Raw genomic sequence first — 15,673 nt, forward strand, 5'->3', positions numbered from 1 at the left:
TAACCATTATTTATCCTTGATTTTTTTTATAATTTTATTTTTGTTTAACTTCAACTTAGCTATAACAGAACTTATTCCTTCCTTAGAAAGCGGCTTATACCTTTTAACTATTATCACTGGCTTATTACTGTGTTTTGCAATCCTTTGAGGTAAAGTGCCAATAAATGCTTTCTTAAATCTCTGACTGGAATCACCAATCATGATCAAATCAGTTTCTTTTGAAGCTTCTAAAATGGCATCCTCTGTGGAGTACTTTTCTTTGATTTCATAAGTAATGTTGAAGCCTTCATCATTCATAGCTGCCTTTCGAACTTGCTCCCTAATCTCTTCTTTCACTTCATCATTTTGATCGGGATCAATTATCCGCAAAATCTTGATACTTGAACCTGTCCTCATGGCTAACCTTTTTGCTAAATAAAAACTATATTTTGAATTATCTTTTTCATTATATGCAACTGTTATATTTTTTATTTCTAGTGGTAAGTAGCCCTTCAAAACCAATATGTGTCTTTTGGATGTTGTTAATATTTTATTAGCCACATTACCCACTGTTTGGTGGAATCTATCAACTTCATGCCATCCCATCACAATAATATCAACATCTTCGATTTCGGATTGTTCTAGTATAGAATTAGAAACGCTATGATCAAAAGCAACAATATATTGATGATTATGTTTCGGAAGTCTTAGACATTCTCTAAACTGTTTTTCTAAACTATCGTCAATTTCAAGTTTATTCTCATGGTAAGCTTCTTGTGCTGCAAGAAGGGTTGTTTGACCTGGTACCCTGATAACATGTAGACCAACTATCTCATCACCTACCTTATCAGCAAGTTTTAATAAATCCTTTTCATGTTCTGGGTTAGCTAACGGAACTAGAACCTTAATTCGGTCAACTGTAGAATCAACTGGTAGTACATCGTTCTCAATTAAATCCAATACATTGTATTTAGGAATAGCTTTTTCTTTTCCATAATATACATACCACATGATACCAATCACAACAACAGTAAGTGCAAATGCAAGTGGCATAAGACCAATTAAAGGTAAAAGCAATAAACTACCTAAAATTCCAATTATTTGAGTTAAAGGATAAAAAGGATCTTTAAAAGAAGGTTGATACCATTCAAGAGAGCTTCGTCTAAGAATAACTGCAGACAAATTAATTAAAACAAATATCAAAATATTAAAAGTACTACCAAGTTTTGCTAGTTGTTCCACATTAAATAATAGGAGCAAGGTTAACATAAAAAAACCAGTCACTAAAATTGCCTTATAAGGAGTGTCATATTTATTGTGAATTTCAACAAACCATTTTGGCATTAAATCATCTCTTCCCATGGCAAATGGAAATCTTGATGAAGCTAGTATTGCAGCATTAGCTGTTGAAATTGTAGCAAGAAGACCTGCAAAGACAATTATTATTTGACCAATATTACCCATCATAATATCAGCCACATCAACTAGAGGAGTACTTGTAACTACGGCTTTTTCCAGTGGCAGCATACCATTAATAACAATCATTACCCCCGTATAAAGAATAGTTACAGAAGCAACAGAGGCTATAAATGCTCTTGGTAAGTTCTTCGAAGGATCTTTAACCTCTTCAGATATGGCTGCTAATTGTGTAATTCCTAAATATGAAATAAATATCAAACCCGTAGTTGCGAGTATGGAAGAGTAGCCATATGGCACAAAAGGTTGGAACTTAGTAGTATCTAGCATTAATGCGCCTTGGATGATAAAAAGAATTAAAATAGCAAACAAGCATATAACTATAGCATTTTGAAGTGAACCACTACTTTTTGCACCTCTATAATTGATAAAAAGTAAAATAATTCCCGCAGAAACAGCTGTCACAAGAACCGGAATAGGAAAAAACACAAATAAATAATCCCCTAACCCAACTAAAGCAAATGATCCCTTAAATACAAGAGCTAGCCATGCTCCAATTCCAATTATTGCACCAAATACTGCCCCCATAGCCCTACTAATAAAATAATAGCTACCTCCAGCTCTTGGCATACCTGTAGCTAACTCTGCCATACTGATAGCCGTTGCCATAGAAATCAAACCTCCAAATATAAAAGATATTATAGCTGCGGGTCCAGCTGATGCAGTAGCAATTCCTGGAAGAACAAATATTCCAGCACCTATCATGGTTCCAGTACCAATAGCAAAAGTCGGAAAAAAGCCAAGACTCCTACCTAGCCTTTCTTTTGGTTGTAAATCTGCCATCAAAAGCTCCTTTTTCTATGAATTGGTTTGATTTGTATGGATTTATTTCAAAGTTCTAATTAGCTATAATAAAATTCTAAATTAGGTCAATATATCTATATTCATCATTTAATTTTATTTTAGATTGGAAATTTCCATATAAATGATTAAAACTAGATTCAATGTCTCATCAGCTTGGCTCTTAACATTCTGGCATACTATAACTTGTTAATAATTATTTTTCTATTTTAGTTTTTCCATTATTGTTTCATAAATACTACCCTATCTGAAAAAATTATTCTATCATGGAGCTAATACTTGCCATTAGTTATAACATTATAATAAACCATTTTTAGATAAGTATTTAAAAACTTAAAAGCATCAATTAGTAATAATAAGCCTATTGAATATTAACATCAAGAGATGAATCTAATGATAGACCTACACACACATTCTATTTTTAGCGACGGCGAACTAATTCCAAGTGAGCTAGTAAGAAGAGCTTTGGTTAAAGGCTATGAAGCGATTGCAATCACTGACCATGTAGATTATTCAAATATAGAGTGCACAATAGAAGCTGTTAAAAAAGCAAAATATCTTGAAGATGTACTAGATATTAAGATATTTGCCGGTGTCGAACTTACCCACATACCACCGAGTAAAATAGCACCTCTAGTGAGAAAAGCTCGTGATTTGGGTGCTGAAATAATAGTTGTACATGGAGAAACAATTGCAGAACCTGTATATCCTGGAACTAATGCAGCTGTGGTTGAAACTCCAGATGTTGATATATTATCACATCCAGGTTTCATAACTGAAGATGAAGCTAAAATGGCAGCAGATAATGATATCTGTTTAGAAATTACTGCTAGGAGTGGTCACAACAGAACTAATGGCCATGTAGCACGTGTAGGTTTAGAAGCGGGAGCTAAGCTAATTGTAAATACAGATGCACATTCTACTAGTGATTTAATTTCAAAAAGTGAAGCTAAAATGATAGCTATGGGTTCAGGTCTAACAGAACTTCAAGCTCTTAAAATACTTGATAATTCTAAAAAGTTTATTTCATAAATGAGTATTGTTATGGAATTTAAAATAATAGATATAACTCACCAAATATATGAGCATATGGATGTTTACCCTGGGGATCCACAACCAATTATTTCTGTACAATCAAACATAGATGACAGTGGATATAAGTCATCAATTGTTTGTATAGGAAGCCATATAGGAACTCATATAGATGCTCCATCCCATGTCCTTAAAAATGGTAAAACCATCGGTGACATTGAGTTACATGATTTATTTGGAGATGCGGTACTAATAGATTTGTCAAATACTAACAAGAATACTATTACATCAGAAATTCTCCACAAAAAAATAAAACAGATAAACTATTCAGCTACTCCTAAAATTTTACTCATCAAAAAACATACTAATACTAAAACACTGAGATTTAAAGAAGAAGCATTGAAGTGGATAGTTGATAATGGGTTTAAAGTCGTAGGTACGAGTTGTATGTCTATAGAAGCATCTTCTATGTTAGAAGCGCATTTAGTGCTCCTGAGTAAAGATGTTTACATAATTGAAAATTTAAACTTGGATTCAGTATATGAAGGACTTTTTTACTTTATCGCATTACCACTAAACATAACCAAATGTGATGGTGCACCCATCAGAGCCATACTAATTTCAAGTGAATTGAATTCAATAGGATAAATATAGAATTTTCTCACATACTGAATTTTTTACTTAATGAAAGAATATATGAGCATTTTAGGATTAATCAAGCCATTCATAAAATTTATCCAGTGCTTTTCTTCGATGTGAAACTTTGTTTTTGTCATCGTCATTCATCTCACCAAAAGTCACTCCGTTATAATCAAAGATTGGATCAAAGCCAAATCCTTCAGTTCCCCTTTTTTCATAAGAAATAGTTCCCTCAACAGTTCCTGTAAATACCGTAGCTTCAATACCTGGTTCACAGTAACCAATAACAGATTTAAAAAAAGCAGCTCGGTTTTTCACTTCAGACATTAGCTTTAAGATGCCATGATTACCCAAATGTTTTTCAACAAAAGACGAGTATGGACCGGGAAATCCACTTAATGCTTCAATAAACAAGCCGGAATCATCCACCATTACAGGTAATTTGAGTTTTTCTGCTGCCCATTTAGCTCCATATGCTGCGATTGGTTCAAGGTCATCATGTTGTAATTCTGGATAACCATCCTTGTTTTGTAATACTTCTAGGTTTTTCGTCTCAAATATTTTTTTGACTTCATGAAATTTTCCATTGTTTGTTGTAACAAAAACTATTTTACGCATATCTACCCCTCCTTTTAATCTCATTAACTCTTGATATAACTTCTTTAGCATTAGGGTTTTTTTTAATATAACCTCTGGAAAATGCTTCAATTAAGCATTTATAGTCACTATGCGTACTTTCAAATGTCTGGAACAATACATGAATATCAACACCTTGAGATTCTATAGAGTTTGAAATATAAGAAAGACCAAAGTCGATTAGGTATAACAACTCATTATCTGGATTATATATTATATTCGACGTTGTTAAGTCTCCATGAATTATTCCACATGAATGCATTTTTCCAATAACTTTTCCTGCGATTTCAGCAATATAAGGATTTATAATATCTTTTAGCATAAAGCCATCTATAAATTCCATCTTAATTGAGAAATCTGTAATATCTTCTATAATAGGAGTTGGTACCCCACACCTTCTTGCCTCATAAATAAGGCGGGCTTCTGAACGGTTTCTGTTTTTTCTAAGTTTGTCATCTAAACTCTTTAACCGATACTTTTTAGACTTCCTTCTCTTTATAACAGAACTGTCATCCAAAAACAACTCAGCTTCTGCACCAGATTTTAAAGAAACATTGCATTTCAGATTCATTCGGTCTGATTCAACAACATCTTTACTAACACTGTCTATCCAATTCACATTTACTGTATCGGGCCGGTAATTAGGATTTACATGAGAGTCTTCAAGATTAAGACGATTGCCAGCTTTAAACATCAATAGTCCAGTATATGCAATCATGACACCATTATCTCCCATAAATCTCGTCTCTGGACAATAAAAACTAACCCCTCTTTCATGACACATACTTTTTAGCATTTCTGTTAATCTCTTATTAGCACCTACACCACCTGCTAAAAGAAATTCTTTTTTTTCAGTATGTGCTATTGCACGTTCAGTGACCTCGACTAACATACTAAAAACTGTTTCTTGTAAAGAATAGCAAACATCTTCAATTGAATTCTCATCTAATGCCTGGGTGGCAGCAGTAGATATTCCTGAAAATGAAAAATCCATTCCCTTAACCACATAAGGTAACTCTACATAATTATTCGAAAGCTTTGCATATTTTTCTATTTTAGGGCCCCCTGGGTGACCCATACCAGCATTTCGTGCAAACTTATCTAGCGCATTACCTAACCCTATATCCAAAGTTTCCCCAAAAACTCTATACTTACTTTTACGATAAGCTATTAGTTGAGAATTGGCTCCACTTACATAGAGTACAACTGGATCTACACATGATGTTTTCCATTTACCTATTTCAATATGGGCAATGCAATGATTTACACCAATCAAGGGTATTTCGAGTGATAATGAAAGAGCTCTTGCAGCTGTAGCTACTGTTCTAAGGCACTGGCCTAAACCAGGACCTTGTGAAAAAGCAATTGCATCTATTTGTTTGGTGTTGAATCCTTTTGATTCATATTTATTGAGTAGGTTATCCAATAAACCATTAATTTGTTTTGCATGGTGCTGAGCTGCTTCCCGTGGGTGAATGCCGCCTTTCTCGGGACTATAAGTTTTAGTAACTTCGCTAATTATATTAGATTCGTCTACAATAGCTGCACTTAAGTTCCATGCAGTTCCCTCTATCCCAAGAACAATAAAGCCCAATAGATACCTCTTATTAGTTTTATCTCAATATTAATACTCAACATTTTTTTGCATTTGAGACAAAAAATTGATTTTAGCTTACAGAAATTTGTATGTACATATATAATTAGTACTTTTACCCACTCATTATAATTTAACCATTTATGTCTGATATGATAAAAATTACAAGTAATGCTATCAAATGCCTCATGTTTTGAAGTTATATGATAACAATAAAAATGAGAATTTGCATCATTTCTTTGCAAGAGAGATGCAAATTTCATAATTAAAATTTATTTTTTGAATTCTGTATAATTACATTTTCCACATGTTAGCCGGTTTTTGTGTTCAGCTAAAAAAACCCCTTGCCCGCACCTTGGACAAAATTGTCTAAGTCTTTCTATACTTTCACCATCTACTTTATAATATTCTTTGACTGCCATAGGTAAACACCTTATTCCGATTGAGTCTCTTCTGCATCAGCAGCTTCAGGAATAATATTTCGTGTTAGAACATATTTTCCTTCATATTTTTGCATATGTGGAGAGTCTTCATAAATCTTAGCAAACCCAACTGCTTGCTGCTGGCCAAACATATTGTTAAGTCTGTGGATTACAACTAATTCAGGATTAACGTCAAAAGTTGCAGCCAACTTCTTTTTAACATCCAATCTCTTTGGTGTAGCTCCATCAAAATTTACCAAGAAATTGAGTTCTCTTCTATGCAAAAGTGCATTATTTTCGTCTTTTTTAATTTCTATTTCCATTAAGTTTCCTCCATATATTAAAATAATCTTTACCTTCGTTCTCAGGTTGAGTTGTAAATGATAATAATAAGTCTTTTACCTCTTTTCTTTTTGTATCTGTTATTTTGACCAATACAATACCTTCATTTGGTTGTCCATAAAGTACAGCTGATCCAATCGGAGCAAGAACTATTGAAGGCAAGGCTGCCAAGTCTTCCTCACCATCAACAAATATCCTTACCTTATCCTCAGATTCAACTGCATCTACTATAACATTTATTAACTCTTCGGTTATAGTTCCTGCAGGATTTATAACTTTAACGTTCTTTGCTGGGCGTACTTTAGTACCAATTACCACTCTTTCTGGTGCAGGTTCACGCTTTGTCTTATCATCCACAAAACTTATATCTGGAACCACTCCTTCCTTTAGTAAAAAATAAGTTGTCACATCACCTACTGAAATTATTTTTATGGGGTCACCAATAACCTGCAGCAACTTTTTTACCGCTTCATCATCCTCACCAGTTATAACTTCTCCAACTGGTTCCCTTAGAAGTGGTCGATATTTTCTTGGCAGTATTAGCTGTTCACCCAAATTACCGCACCTTCAGAGCATATCTATCCTTTGACTCTATACCCATTTTTTTAGCAATTTCAGATTTTTGTGGATCAATGATAATTACCATACCACTCCAGTCAGAACTAAGATTACCAGTGCCGCAGATAGGACATGTTTGCCCTTTTAGTATCCTATGACATTCTCTACATACCATTTCAGCCATTTAATAGTTGCTCCCATTAGTCTTCTTGCTTATTCTTTAGGTTTTTATTCCTTTCGTCTTCAAGCCATTCTTGTTTACCCAAAGCATGTTGTCTCATAGTCAAACCTATCTTGCTATCCCTTGGTTCTCTCTCATTTATGCTAACAGCAACAATCCTAGTACGAACCTTATCACCTTCAGACAAAGCCTTTCCACTATTTTTACTTATTAATCTTCCATTTTTCCCATCATAGGACATGAATTCATCAGTAATCTGACTCACATGTAGCAAACCATCCATGGGACCAATGCTTACAAATGAACCAAATTCAACTACTTCAACAACCTGTCCTTCAACAACTTCTTGTAGCTGTGGTAAGAAGACAATAGCCTCAAAAGTTACATCATAATAAATTGCACCGTCACCTACTAAAACGTGACCGTCTCCAACTTCATTAATATCCGTTACAGCAACAATAGCACCTATTTTTTTATCGACTCTACCCTCTAAATTATTTTGTAGTTCATGTTTCACACATGAGTTTAAATCTTCACCTAATAGGTGAGGCGCAATTCGGACAGTATCGATAAGTTTCATCCTCTTATACATCGATTCTTCTCCAATTAATTTATTAATAGTATATTTTTTGTTTAAGTTGTAGCAAGGCAGTTTCTTTGACGTAGATAAACAACTTTTATGCCGTTTTTTATCAATTTTTCTTTTAGTTCAATATCGTTTGTAAATACATCTGCCTCAATATCTTTACATAAACTCTCTATTATTTTATCAGCATTTCCTTTAATATTAATCACATTGCATCTTTCAACGAGTGATAAGGCGACTTTTGATGCGATTTTATCTTTACCTTTTGATTTCCTTTTAAGTGAATTAAGTTCATCAATTACTGCCTGTGGCACAATAAATTCATTATAACCAAGCCTTTCAAGTTCATCAAAAATATCAACGTTAAATTGAAAAGGAACCATCAATCCATTTGTGTCAATAATCACTTTCACTCAGATATTACTCCCATTCCAATCAAGCGCCACCTTGCACCGATACGGCGACTAATTGCTACTGTAGAGCCAATTCTTGCACAAACAGGTCTTTTAAGTTTTACTTCAGCTATATCCCCTCTAGCACTAGAGACAACACCAACAGTAGTAGCCGTACCAACATTCAACATAAGTGGTTCAGATGTTTTAATTACACCTATATCTTCTTCATCAACAGCACCAACTACTCTTTCTAATAAATGTAACTCCAAAGTAAACTGATGATGAGTTGGAGGAAGAGTATCTGGCTCTCCAGCAACCTGTCCTGTTAGAGTGTCGCTTTTTGTTAAAGTAGGATCAAGTTTTGTACCTATAGCTAACAGGCCTCCTGGTGTAGCTTCATGAACTTCTTCCTTACCTGCAAATATTTCAGTGATGTATGTAGTTATAGGTATCCATTTAGTTGTACCTTCACTCTCTACCTTTCTTCCTGGCCTAATTTCAATTTCATCTTTTGGATGTAGCAGGCCTTCAGTAAGAGTGCCTCCAATTACCCCTCCTGCAATTTGATCAATTGAGGTACCCGGTTTATTTATATCAAATGATCTTGCAATCAGCATTTCAGATGGAAGATTTTGTTTATAAGTAGGAGTTGGGATGATATCTTCAACTGCAGCAATTAAAGCATCTATATTTGTATTCTGTTGAGCAGATACTGGAATAATAGGAGCATCTTCTGCAACTGTCCCCTTAACAAACTCTTTTATCTGTTTATAATGTTCAATGATTTTATCTCTTGATACCAAATCTATTTTATTTTGAACTATTACGATGTTTTTTTTACCAATTATGTTAAGTGCCATTAAATGTTCTTTTGTTTGAGGTTGTGGACAAGCTTCATTTGCAGCTATTACTAAAATAGCCCCATCCATAATAGCTGCACCTGAAAGCATCGTAGCCATTAAAGTTTCATGGCCTGGTGAATCAACAAAAGAAATCGTTCTAGTTTCTTCTGTGCTGCTACCACAAGTTTCACAGACCTTTGATACAGTATAACTTTTAGTACCTTCACAAGTTGGACATTTTCTGAATGTAGTATCTGCATATCCAAGACGTATAGATATTCCACGTTTCATTTCTTCACTGTGAGTATCAGTCCATACACCTGATAATGATTTAACTAAAGTAGTTTTTCCATGATCGACATGTCCTACCATGCCTATATTAACACAAGGTTGACTCAATTTTTAAATTCCCTCCCTAATGGGTATATCATATTTAATTTAATACTCTGAACCTAGTAATTTAGAACACTGATAATCATTTTTAAAGTTTGTGTAATCATGTGATTCATATTATATAAGTAGTTTTGAAACTGCTATATAAAATAATATTATAAAGTTGGCTGCATATGTTATCTTTTTAGTTGTTTATGTTACTATTTCATCGAGCTTATCCATCTCAAGTGCGCGTTTTATTTCCATTGATACCCTTCTACCAGTACTCATGGGTGTTCTCCAAAGAGTATTCCCATAGGGATGGCCTACGGACATATGTACATTGGTTCCTCCACCTACCCTTGGTGCAACATCATATATGTAAAAATTAAGATCTTTATCTACACATGTTTGAAGACAAAATGGTCCAATTATACCAGGACTATAATACTTTTGAGATGCTTTTACATATTTTTCACTTAATTCGAATACTTTCTCTAAAAGAGATTCTCTTAGAGTTGCTGTGTTATGCCCACATACAGTATATTCTGGATTTGTTTGTTTTTCAGACAAGTTTATCTGTTGATTAGCTGGCAAACGAACATGACCATCAAGACTTGTCTCAAATCTCCAATCAATACCAAGCAATTCTAACTTGTTCATTTTTGTTTCAATTGGCGAATAGAACATATCAAAATTGAAAACTGGACCTATTATATACTCTTCAATCCTAGCTTTTTGCAATTCCTCATTCGATATAATCCCTTGCTTTAATAGCGATTTAGACTTTTCGAGATATTCCTCGTAGGAACCGGCTGTGAAAAAACCCCTTTCAAGTTTTTTGACAGCGTGTGGTAACTTTACCATTACTAACGAATCAATCTCTTCAGCGCTTTCAAGCCTTCTTGGGTAAGGTAGACCAGCTTTTTCTAATAGCCAATAATAGTCTCTATCTAAACCTCTCTCTTCACTACGTAACATATTCCTACTGCCAACAAGTGGAACACGAAATTCATTCTCAATATCTTCAATACCGCAGTACGATGTGAAGGATCTGTTGGGGATAAATAGTACATTATTTTCTGAAAGTTTACTTTGATTAGATACTTTCATAATTTCATTGAAATTAGAGAACTGAAAACACTCATCAACCACACCTCTTTGAACTGCACCATACCCATCTCTTTCAGTTTTAAAATAGTGGGAATATGTCTTTTCCCTCCCTTGCTGACAGATTGCTACCGTTCTAAAACCTTCTTCAATAGCACCATCAAAAATATCTAGTGCTGAATGAGAGGCTATAGATCCTATTTTTAAACTGTTGGTTTCATAACCATTTAGTACATCGATTATCTCGTTTCTATCAAGCATTTCACATATCCTCAGTGCTCTATTATAATTTGATACTTGTAAATAGAATTATCCTATACATCTTCAAAAATCATACTCCAACTGCATATATAAGTAAAGGTGTTATAAAAGTTTCAATAAATGCAGCTATAAACAAAAGTGGGACAATCCACTTGATATAAAATCTTAACCCTCTATCAAGCTCGTTTTTAATATTGGCTTCTTTACCAAGTACAGCATTAAGTGTTTCTTGACCTATCTTTAATCCAATAGCTGCGGAAATAAACACTACAGGTAACTCAATAACGCCATGCGGCAATATTCCAGCTAAAAGAAAAGTTAATCCAATTTCCTCAGCAACGAGCCTTGCAACAACTCCTAAAATTATACCATTATAAGCAATTATAATAAGTGGTATAATTCCAAAGGCAATGCCAAGCAAAAGAGCTATTAAAGCAACAAATGCATTGTTGAAAAATATGAAAAGCATTATTATAATAGGGTGTAAGCCTTCAATCATCTCCACAATCTCTTCAAGGCCTCCAAGTGCCTCTGTTGCAAACTCTGGACTTGCAGCTGAGTAAATATAACCAAGTATAGCTGAAATAAAAAATAAAGCTATCATTATTAGAATTTGAGCATTTAAGTGCTGTAAGTATTCTTTTACTAGTTTAAATCTATTTTCTGACATATTTAAATCCCAAATGTTATTCTTAAAGTATTTCTAATTGCTGGTGAAAGACCCAGTATAATAATGACCAATTTTACAACATTTTTTAATTCTATATCTTCTGGTTCATTTATATATTTATCAAGTACATATATTATTAACATAATTGATACTATCTTTAGTGGAAACATTACAAGTGCCGTATTTGTAATTTCTATTAAATAAGCTGGAACAACATGTTTTTCTCTATAACCTAGAAAGTCTACACCAAAATAAGTTGAACTTGCATCTAGTAAATGAGACCAAATAATCGCAATATTTAATTTTGGTGAAAGAATCTCAGATCCTAATGCATACGATGCTTTCATCAAAATATATGTTAGAATAGTTGATACAGCTAGTACAAAAACAATCGCAGTTGGGAAGGAGATAGTTGCAACTGATAGCAATATACCAATATTTAAGATAAACCAAATTATACCTAAACTAATGAATAGTTTTCTATAATTATCAATCAGCCCTTTGCTTTCAAGCCCTTTGCATAGAACTAAAGAAGCAACTGTAAATATAAAAACCAATAAGTAAATATTCGGAGTAATCAGCAAATAGCTATATGGTGGATCAATTACACCAGCATCTTCAACCACCCTAAAAGAAGCACCTGCGAAAATAAATGGAATTAAGGAAAGTATAAACTTATTATCTATGATTATTTTCAACTTTTCCAGTAATTTGATAATTCCAAATATAGAAATTCCTAGAATTATAGCCCAAGTTAAAGTATTCACTATATTGTAGCCTGAATCATAAACAATTGGATCTATATAATAAGTAAAAATGAATTGATTAATTTTATCAATAATTGCATTCATTGTTTTGTAATACTATCAATTTATATAAGAATTTAATCAATACAAAACAGAATATAAGTTGATATTAAGTAGAATAGACTTAGAGAAACTAGCAATTCAACTATTTATGCAGTTCCTTTAAATTAATTAAGTAAAAAATGCCCTTGTAGGTATAAAATTGAGTAGAAGTAATAACAGAAAAAGAAAGTGGATGCAGCTTCCAAGAGACGTTGTAGTAGGTCATGACGCTATTTATGAAGTCCCTGACGTATGCACAGATTTAAAGCTAGGAGTTAAAGCAACCATAGTCACAGGTAAAACTACGAAAAACATTGCAGGTGAATTGGTGCATGATCTTTTAAAAGACAGTTGTAAACATAATGTAGATATGATGATATCGAATAATGCTTCAATGGAAAATGTTGAAGATGTTATTACTTGTGCTAAAAACAATATGAGCAACTACTTAATAGGTGTTGGTGGGGGTAAACCAATTGATGTTGCAAAATTGGCTGCCACAAGAATAGGAATTCCTTACCTAAGTATTCCAACAGCTGCCTCTCATGACGGAATTGTATCTTCAAGAGCATCTATTTCCAATGGTAAAACCACTACGTCTATTCAAGCATCTGCACCTATGGCAGTTATAGCAGATACGAATATAATTTCCCAAGCACCTTATAAGCTACTTGCAGCTGGATGTGGAGATATTATCTCAAACTATACTGCCGTTTTGGATTGGGAGTTAGCCCATAGGCTCAGGAATGTTCCCTTTAGTGAATATGCGGCATCTCTTTCAAGGATGACAGCTAAAATACTAATAGACTCAGCTGAATCGATAAAACCTGATCTTGAAAGTTCTGCTAGGATTGTAGTGAAGGCTTTAGTTTCGAGTGGAGTAGCTATGAGTACTGCAGGTTCTTCTAGGCCAGCATCAGGCTCCGAACATATGTTTAGTCATGCACTTGACGTAGTTTCGCCAGTATCGTCACATCATGGAGAGCAGTGTGCTATTGGCACAATAATGATGATGTATTTACATGGTGGTAACTGGAAGAATATAAGAGAAGTATTGCAGAAGCTTCAAGTACCAGTAACCGCAGAAGATTTGGGAGTAGAAGATAAATATATATTAGAAGCACTTCTTCTTGCTCACAAAATTAGACCTGAAAGATATACCATCTTGGGGTCAGGATTATCCCCTTCAGCAGCCGAAAAAGTTGCTAAAATCACTAAAGTTATCAAATAATATCTTAATAATCGAGTGGTGTTTGATATGGCCAAGGATGAGACGATAATAACACTAATAGGTACCAGAATTGCAAAAAAGGGACTAGAGTTCATATTCGAAGGTGAATGCCCTGAATGTAGCAAATGTAGATTAAAAAATATTTGTATGCGACTTGAAAAAGGGCGCAAGTATCAAATAGTTAATATAAGAAACGAAACTTTACATGACTGCTTTATACATGATCAAGGAGTTGTAGCAATTGAAGTCATTAAAGCTCCTATAAAAACAACTTTGCAGTCCCGTAAAGCTATAAATGGGTCAAAAGTTGTATATGAATCGCAAAAATGCAATGATGACAGTTGTGAAATTTATAAAATCTGCAATCCTAAAGGTATTAAAGATGGGGACAAAGCGACTATAACGGAAATAGTTGAAAATGTTGAAGATAAGTGCAATAAAGGAAAATCACTTAAAGTTGTTAAAATGCAACTATAAATAAGAACTTATAGATGTTTTAATACATTTTATTATAAAATTAAGATGAATGTGATCTTATGATTGAAGGGCAAACTTATCAAGAGTTCTATACTAAAAAAAGATGGAACAACTGGCTTGAAAAAATAAAAGAGACTGATCTAAATTTAGATCAGAATGAAGAAGACTCTAGTGAGCTTAAAGATGTTGGGTTGCTAGTTGTTAATATGCAAGACGATGTCATACTTGCCTGTCTAAAACTAATCGCCAAATACGACCAAGAACAAGTTAGTCAAGAAGACGCTAACAAGATTCTTGCTGAAATTAGAGATATTGTTTTAAATGAAATTGAACCCATCTCCGAGGATGTCGACCTTTTACTAGATTCTATACAGTCATCTTTAGTAGGTGCTTTAGTTTCTTGTGAATGGTACATCAATAATGCTTATGAGGAAGATTGTGACATTAAGTCTCTCTTAAATTCTGCAATTGAAGCGGAGAAAGAAGAAAATATAGAGGACGCTTTAGCTTATATAGCTGAAATTGGTGCATGTGTGCTTAATGGCTCAACATTACCAGATTCTTTTATTGAAGATATCGAGTATGGATTGGTTGCTGAATGGATTGACGGTATTGATTCAATTGCAGCAGCTATGGTAGGTTCTGATAGCTATAAAGAAGATGATGGAGATTATGACCCTGTATAATTAAGTTTTCTGCGCTAATACCAATTAGTTCTTTTTTCAAAAGAATTATATCAAATGACAGCTTCTAACATCTAAATTGTAGTAACACATATTTTTATGAAAGTGTTATCTTAATTGGTTGTTTAGAGGATTAATATGAATGAAAAAATTGGAATATTAGCTATAGGTCATGGAAGCAGATTACCATATAATAAAGAAGTCGTAACATCGATTGCTACTCTAATTGACAACAAATATCCAGAAGTTATAGTCAAAGCAGGATTTATGGAACACTGCGGCCCTTCTGTCGAAGAGGCTCTTGAATCATTTAAAGGGACAGGTGTGGATAAAATAGTTGCTGTGCCAGTATTTCTTGCATCTGGAGTCCATATCACAAAAGATATTCCTAAAATACTTCAACTAAATCCTGATACTCATGAAGGATCAGTTAAATTAGATGGTAAAGAAATACCATTGTTATATGGAAAACCCCTTGGTGATCATGAATTGATAGCAGATTTGGTATATACTAGAGTACAAGAAGTACTTTGAGTTA

19 protein-coding genes are annotated in these 15,673 nt (G+C 33.7%); 6 read left to right on the forward strand and 13 right to left on the reverse strand.

From position 1 onward, the window contains the following. Positions 1-6: 6 nt before the first annotated feature. Positions 7-2,238, reverse strand: a complete 2,232-nt coding sequence (locus tag J2T59_RS00430; protein ID WP_259133026.1) for an amino acid permease — start codon at positions 2,236-2,238, stop codon at positions 7-9. 411 nt (positions 2,239-2,649) lie between these two features. On the opposite strand from J2T59_RS00430, the gene J2T59_RS00435 reads away from it, so the two are divergent. Then, positions 2,650-3,288 (forward strand): histidinol phosphate phosphatase domain-containing protein, encoded by a 639-nt coding sequence (locus J2T59_RS00435; RefSeq protein ID WP_259133027.1) that lies wholly within the window; start codon positions 2,650-2,652, stop codon positions 3,286-3,288. Between the two features lie 12 nt (positions 3,289-3,300). Continuing rightward, complete coding sequence (locus J2T59_RS00440; protein ID WP_259133028.1) at positions 3,301-3,936, forward strand: cyclase family protein; 636 nt, start codon at positions 3,301-3,303, stop codon at positions 3,934-3,936. A gap of 63 nt (positions 3,937-3,999) precedes the next feature. Here J2T59_RS00440 and J2T59_RS00445 read toward each other — a convergent pair whose 3' ends face one another. The 12 genes from J2T59_RS00445 to J2T59_RS00500 all read right to left on the reverse strand — a co-directional run bounded on the left by J2T59_RS00445 (position 4,000) and on the right by J2T59_RS00500 (position 12,747). Beyond that, complete coding sequence (locus J2T59_RS00445; RefSeq protein ID WP_259133029.1) at positions 4,000-4,545, reverse strand: XTP/dITP diphosphatase; 546 nt, start codon at positions 4,543-4,545, stop codon at positions 4,000-4,002. Then, positions 4,538-6,157 (reverse strand): bifunctional N(6)-L-threonylcarbamoyladenine synthase/serine/threonine protein kinase, encoded by a 1,620-nt coding sequence (locus J2T59_RS00450; protein WP_259133030.1) that lies wholly within the window; start codon positions 6,155-6,157, stop codon positions 4,538-4,540. Before J2T59_RS00450 ends, J2T59_RS00445 begins: the two co-directional genes overlap by 8 nt. A gap of 272 nt (positions 6,158-6,429) precedes the next feature. Next, positions 6,430-6,579, reverse strand: a complete 150-nt coding sequence (locus tag J2T59_RS00455) for a 30S ribosomal protein S27ae (RefSeq protein ID WP_259133031.1) — start codon at positions 6,577-6,579, stop codon at positions 6,430-6,432. Between the two features lie 11 nt (positions 6,580-6,590). Beyond that, positions 6,591-6,902 (reverse strand): 30S ribosomal protein S24e, encoded by a 312-nt coding sequence (locus J2T59_RS00460; protein WP_259133033.1) that lies wholly within the window; start codon positions 6,900-6,902, stop codon positions 6,591-6,593. Next, positions 6,886-7,476, reverse strand: coding sequence for a GTP-dependent dephospho-CoA kinase family protein (locus J2T59_RS00465; protein WP_259133035.1), 591 nt, complete (start codon positions 7,474-7,476; stop codon positions 6,886-6,888). Before J2T59_RS00465 ends, J2T59_RS00460 begins: the two co-directional genes overlap by 17 nt. Position 7,477: 1 nt before the next feature. Then, positions 7,478-7,663: a transcription elongation factor subunit Spt4 gene (gene spt4, locus J2T59_RS00470; protein ID WP_259133036.1), complete on the reverse strand. Its 186-nt coding sequence runs from the start codon at positions 7,661-7,663 to the stop codon at positions 7,478-7,480. Positions 7,664-7,679: 16 nt separating this feature from the next. Next, positions 7,680-8,252, reverse strand: a complete 573-nt coding sequence (locus J2T59_RS00475) for a DNA-directed RNA polymerase (RefSeq protein WP_259133037.1) — start codon at positions 8,250-8,252, stop codon at positions 7,680-7,682. 41 nt (positions 8,253-8,293) lie between these two features. After that, positions 8,294-8,659, reverse strand: coding sequence for a PIN domain-containing protein (locus tag J2T59_RS00480; RefSeq protein ID WP_259133038.1), 366 nt, complete (start codon positions 8,657-8,659; stop codon positions 8,294-8,296). After that, on the reverse strand, positions 8,656-9,882 hold the full coding sequence (locus J2T59_RS00485; RefSeq protein WP_259133039.1) for a translation initiation factor IF-2 subunit gamma: 1,227 nt from the start codon (positions 9,880-9,882) through the stop codon (positions 8,656-8,658). Before J2T59_RS00485 ends, J2T59_RS00480 begins: the two co-directional genes overlap by 4 nt. Positions 9,883-10,068: 186 nt before the next feature. Beyond that, positions 10,069-11,226, reverse strand: a complete 1,158-nt coding sequence (locus J2T59_RS00490) for a formate--phosphoribosylaminoimidazolecarboxamide ligase family protein (RefSeq protein ID WP_259133040.1) — start codon at positions 11,224-11,226, stop codon at positions 10,069-10,071. Between the two features lie 70 nt (positions 11,227-11,296). Continuing rightward, positions 11,297-11,896, reverse strand: a complete 600-nt coding sequence (locus tag J2T59_RS00495) for a stage II sporulation protein M (RefSeq protein WP_259133041.1) — start codon at positions 11,894-11,896, stop codon at positions 11,297-11,299. A gap of 2 nt (positions 11,897-11,898) precedes the next feature. Further along, positions 11,899-12,747, reverse strand: a complete 849-nt coding sequence (locus J2T59_RS00500) for a DUF63 family protein (protein ID WP_259133042.1) — start codon at positions 12,745-12,747, stop codon at positions 11,899-11,901. Positions 12,748-12,898: 151 nt separating this feature from the next. Here J2T59_RS00500 and J2T59_RS00505 point away from each other — a divergent pair, with 151 nt between their 5' ends. The 4 genes from J2T59_RS00505 to cfbA all read left to right on the forward strand — a co-directional run bounded on the left by J2T59_RS00505 (position 12,899) and on the right by cfbA (position 15,669). Next, positions 12,899-13,975, forward strand: a complete 1,077-nt coding sequence (locus J2T59_RS00505) for an NAD(P)-dependent glycerol-1-phosphate dehydrogenase (RefSeq protein WP_374761064.1) — start codon at positions 12,899-12,901, stop codon at positions 13,973-13,975. A gap of 27 nt (positions 13,976-14,002) precedes the next feature. Beyond that, positions 14,003-14,452, forward strand: a complete 450-nt coding sequence (locus J2T59_RS00510; protein WP_259133044.1) for a UPF0179 family protein — start codon at positions 14,003-14,005, stop codon at positions 14,450-14,452. 59 nt (positions 14,453-14,511) lie between these two features. Continuing rightward, entirely contained in the window at positions 14,512-15,138 is a 627-nt protein-coding gene (locus J2T59_RS00515) for a DUF2150 family protein (RefSeq protein ID WP_259133046.1), read from the forward strand. A gap of 135 nt (positions 15,139-15,273) precedes the next feature. Then, a complete protein-coding gene (gene cfbA, locus J2T59_RS00520; protein WP_259133047.1) occupies positions 15,274-15,669 on the forward strand; it encodes a sirohydrochlorin nickelochelatase in 396 nt (131 codons plus the stop codon). Positions 15,670-15,673: the final 4 nt, after the last annotated feature.

The organism is Methanosalsum natronophilum, assembly GCF_024808815.1.
Lineage (GTDB): Archaea > Halobacteriota > Methanosarcinia > Methanosarcinales > Methanosarcinaceae > Methanosalsum > Methanosalsum natronophilum.

Coding starts and splice junctions, on each gene's coding strand:
- J2T59_RS00430 (WP_259133026.1), bottom strand. CDS start 2,238: ATGGCAGATTTACAACCAAAAGAAAGGCTAGGTAGGAGTCTTGGCTTT.
- J2T59_RS00435 (WP_259133027.1), top strand. CDS start 2,650: ATGATAGACCTACACACACATTCTATTTTTAGCGACGGCGAACTAATT.
- J2T59_RS00440 (WP_259133028.1), top strand. CDS start 3,301: ATGGAATTTAAAATAATAGATATAACTCACCAAATATATGAGCATATG.
- J2T59_RS00445 (WP_259133029.1), bottom strand. CDS start 4,545: ATGCGTAAAATAGTTTTTGTTACAACAAACAATGGAAAATTTCATGAA.
- J2T59_RS00455 (WP_259133031.1), bottom strand. CDS start 6,579: ATGGCAGTCAAAGAATATTATAAAGTAGATGGTGAAAGTATAGAAAGA.
- J2T59_RS00460 (WP_259133033.1), bottom strand. CDS start 6,902: ATGGAAATAGAAATTAAAAAAGACGAAAATAATGCACTTTTGCATAGA.
- spt4 (WP_259133036.1), bottom strand. CDS start 7,663: ATGGCTGAAATGGTATGTAGAGAATGTCATAGGATACTAAAAGGGCAA.
- J2T59_RS00475 (WP_259133037.1), bottom strand. CDS start 8,252: ATGTATAAGAGGATGAAACTTATCGATACTGTCCGAATTGCGCCTCAC.
- J2T59_RS00490 (WP_259133040.1), bottom strand. CDS start 11,226: ATGCTTGATAGAAACGAGATAATCGATGTACTAAATGGTTATGAAACC.
- J2T59_RS00495 (WP_259133041.1), bottom strand. CDS start 11,896: ATGTCAGAAAATAGATTTAAACTAGTAAAAGAATACTTACAGCACTTA.
- J2T59_RS00500 (WP_259133042.1), bottom strand. CDS start 12,747: ATGAATGCAATTATTGATAAAATTAATCAATTCATTTTTACTTATTAT.
- J2T59_RS00510 (WP_259133044.1), top strand. CDS start 14,003: ATGGCCAAGGATGAGACGATAATAACACTAATAGGTACCAGAATTGCA.
- J2T59_RS00515 (WP_259133046.1), top strand. CDS start 14,512: ATGATTGAAGGGCAAACTTATCAAGAGTTCTATACTAAAAAAAGATGG.
- cfbA (WP_259133047.1), top strand. CDS start 15,274: ATGAATGAAAAAATTGGAATATTAGCTATAGGTCATGGAAGCAGATTA.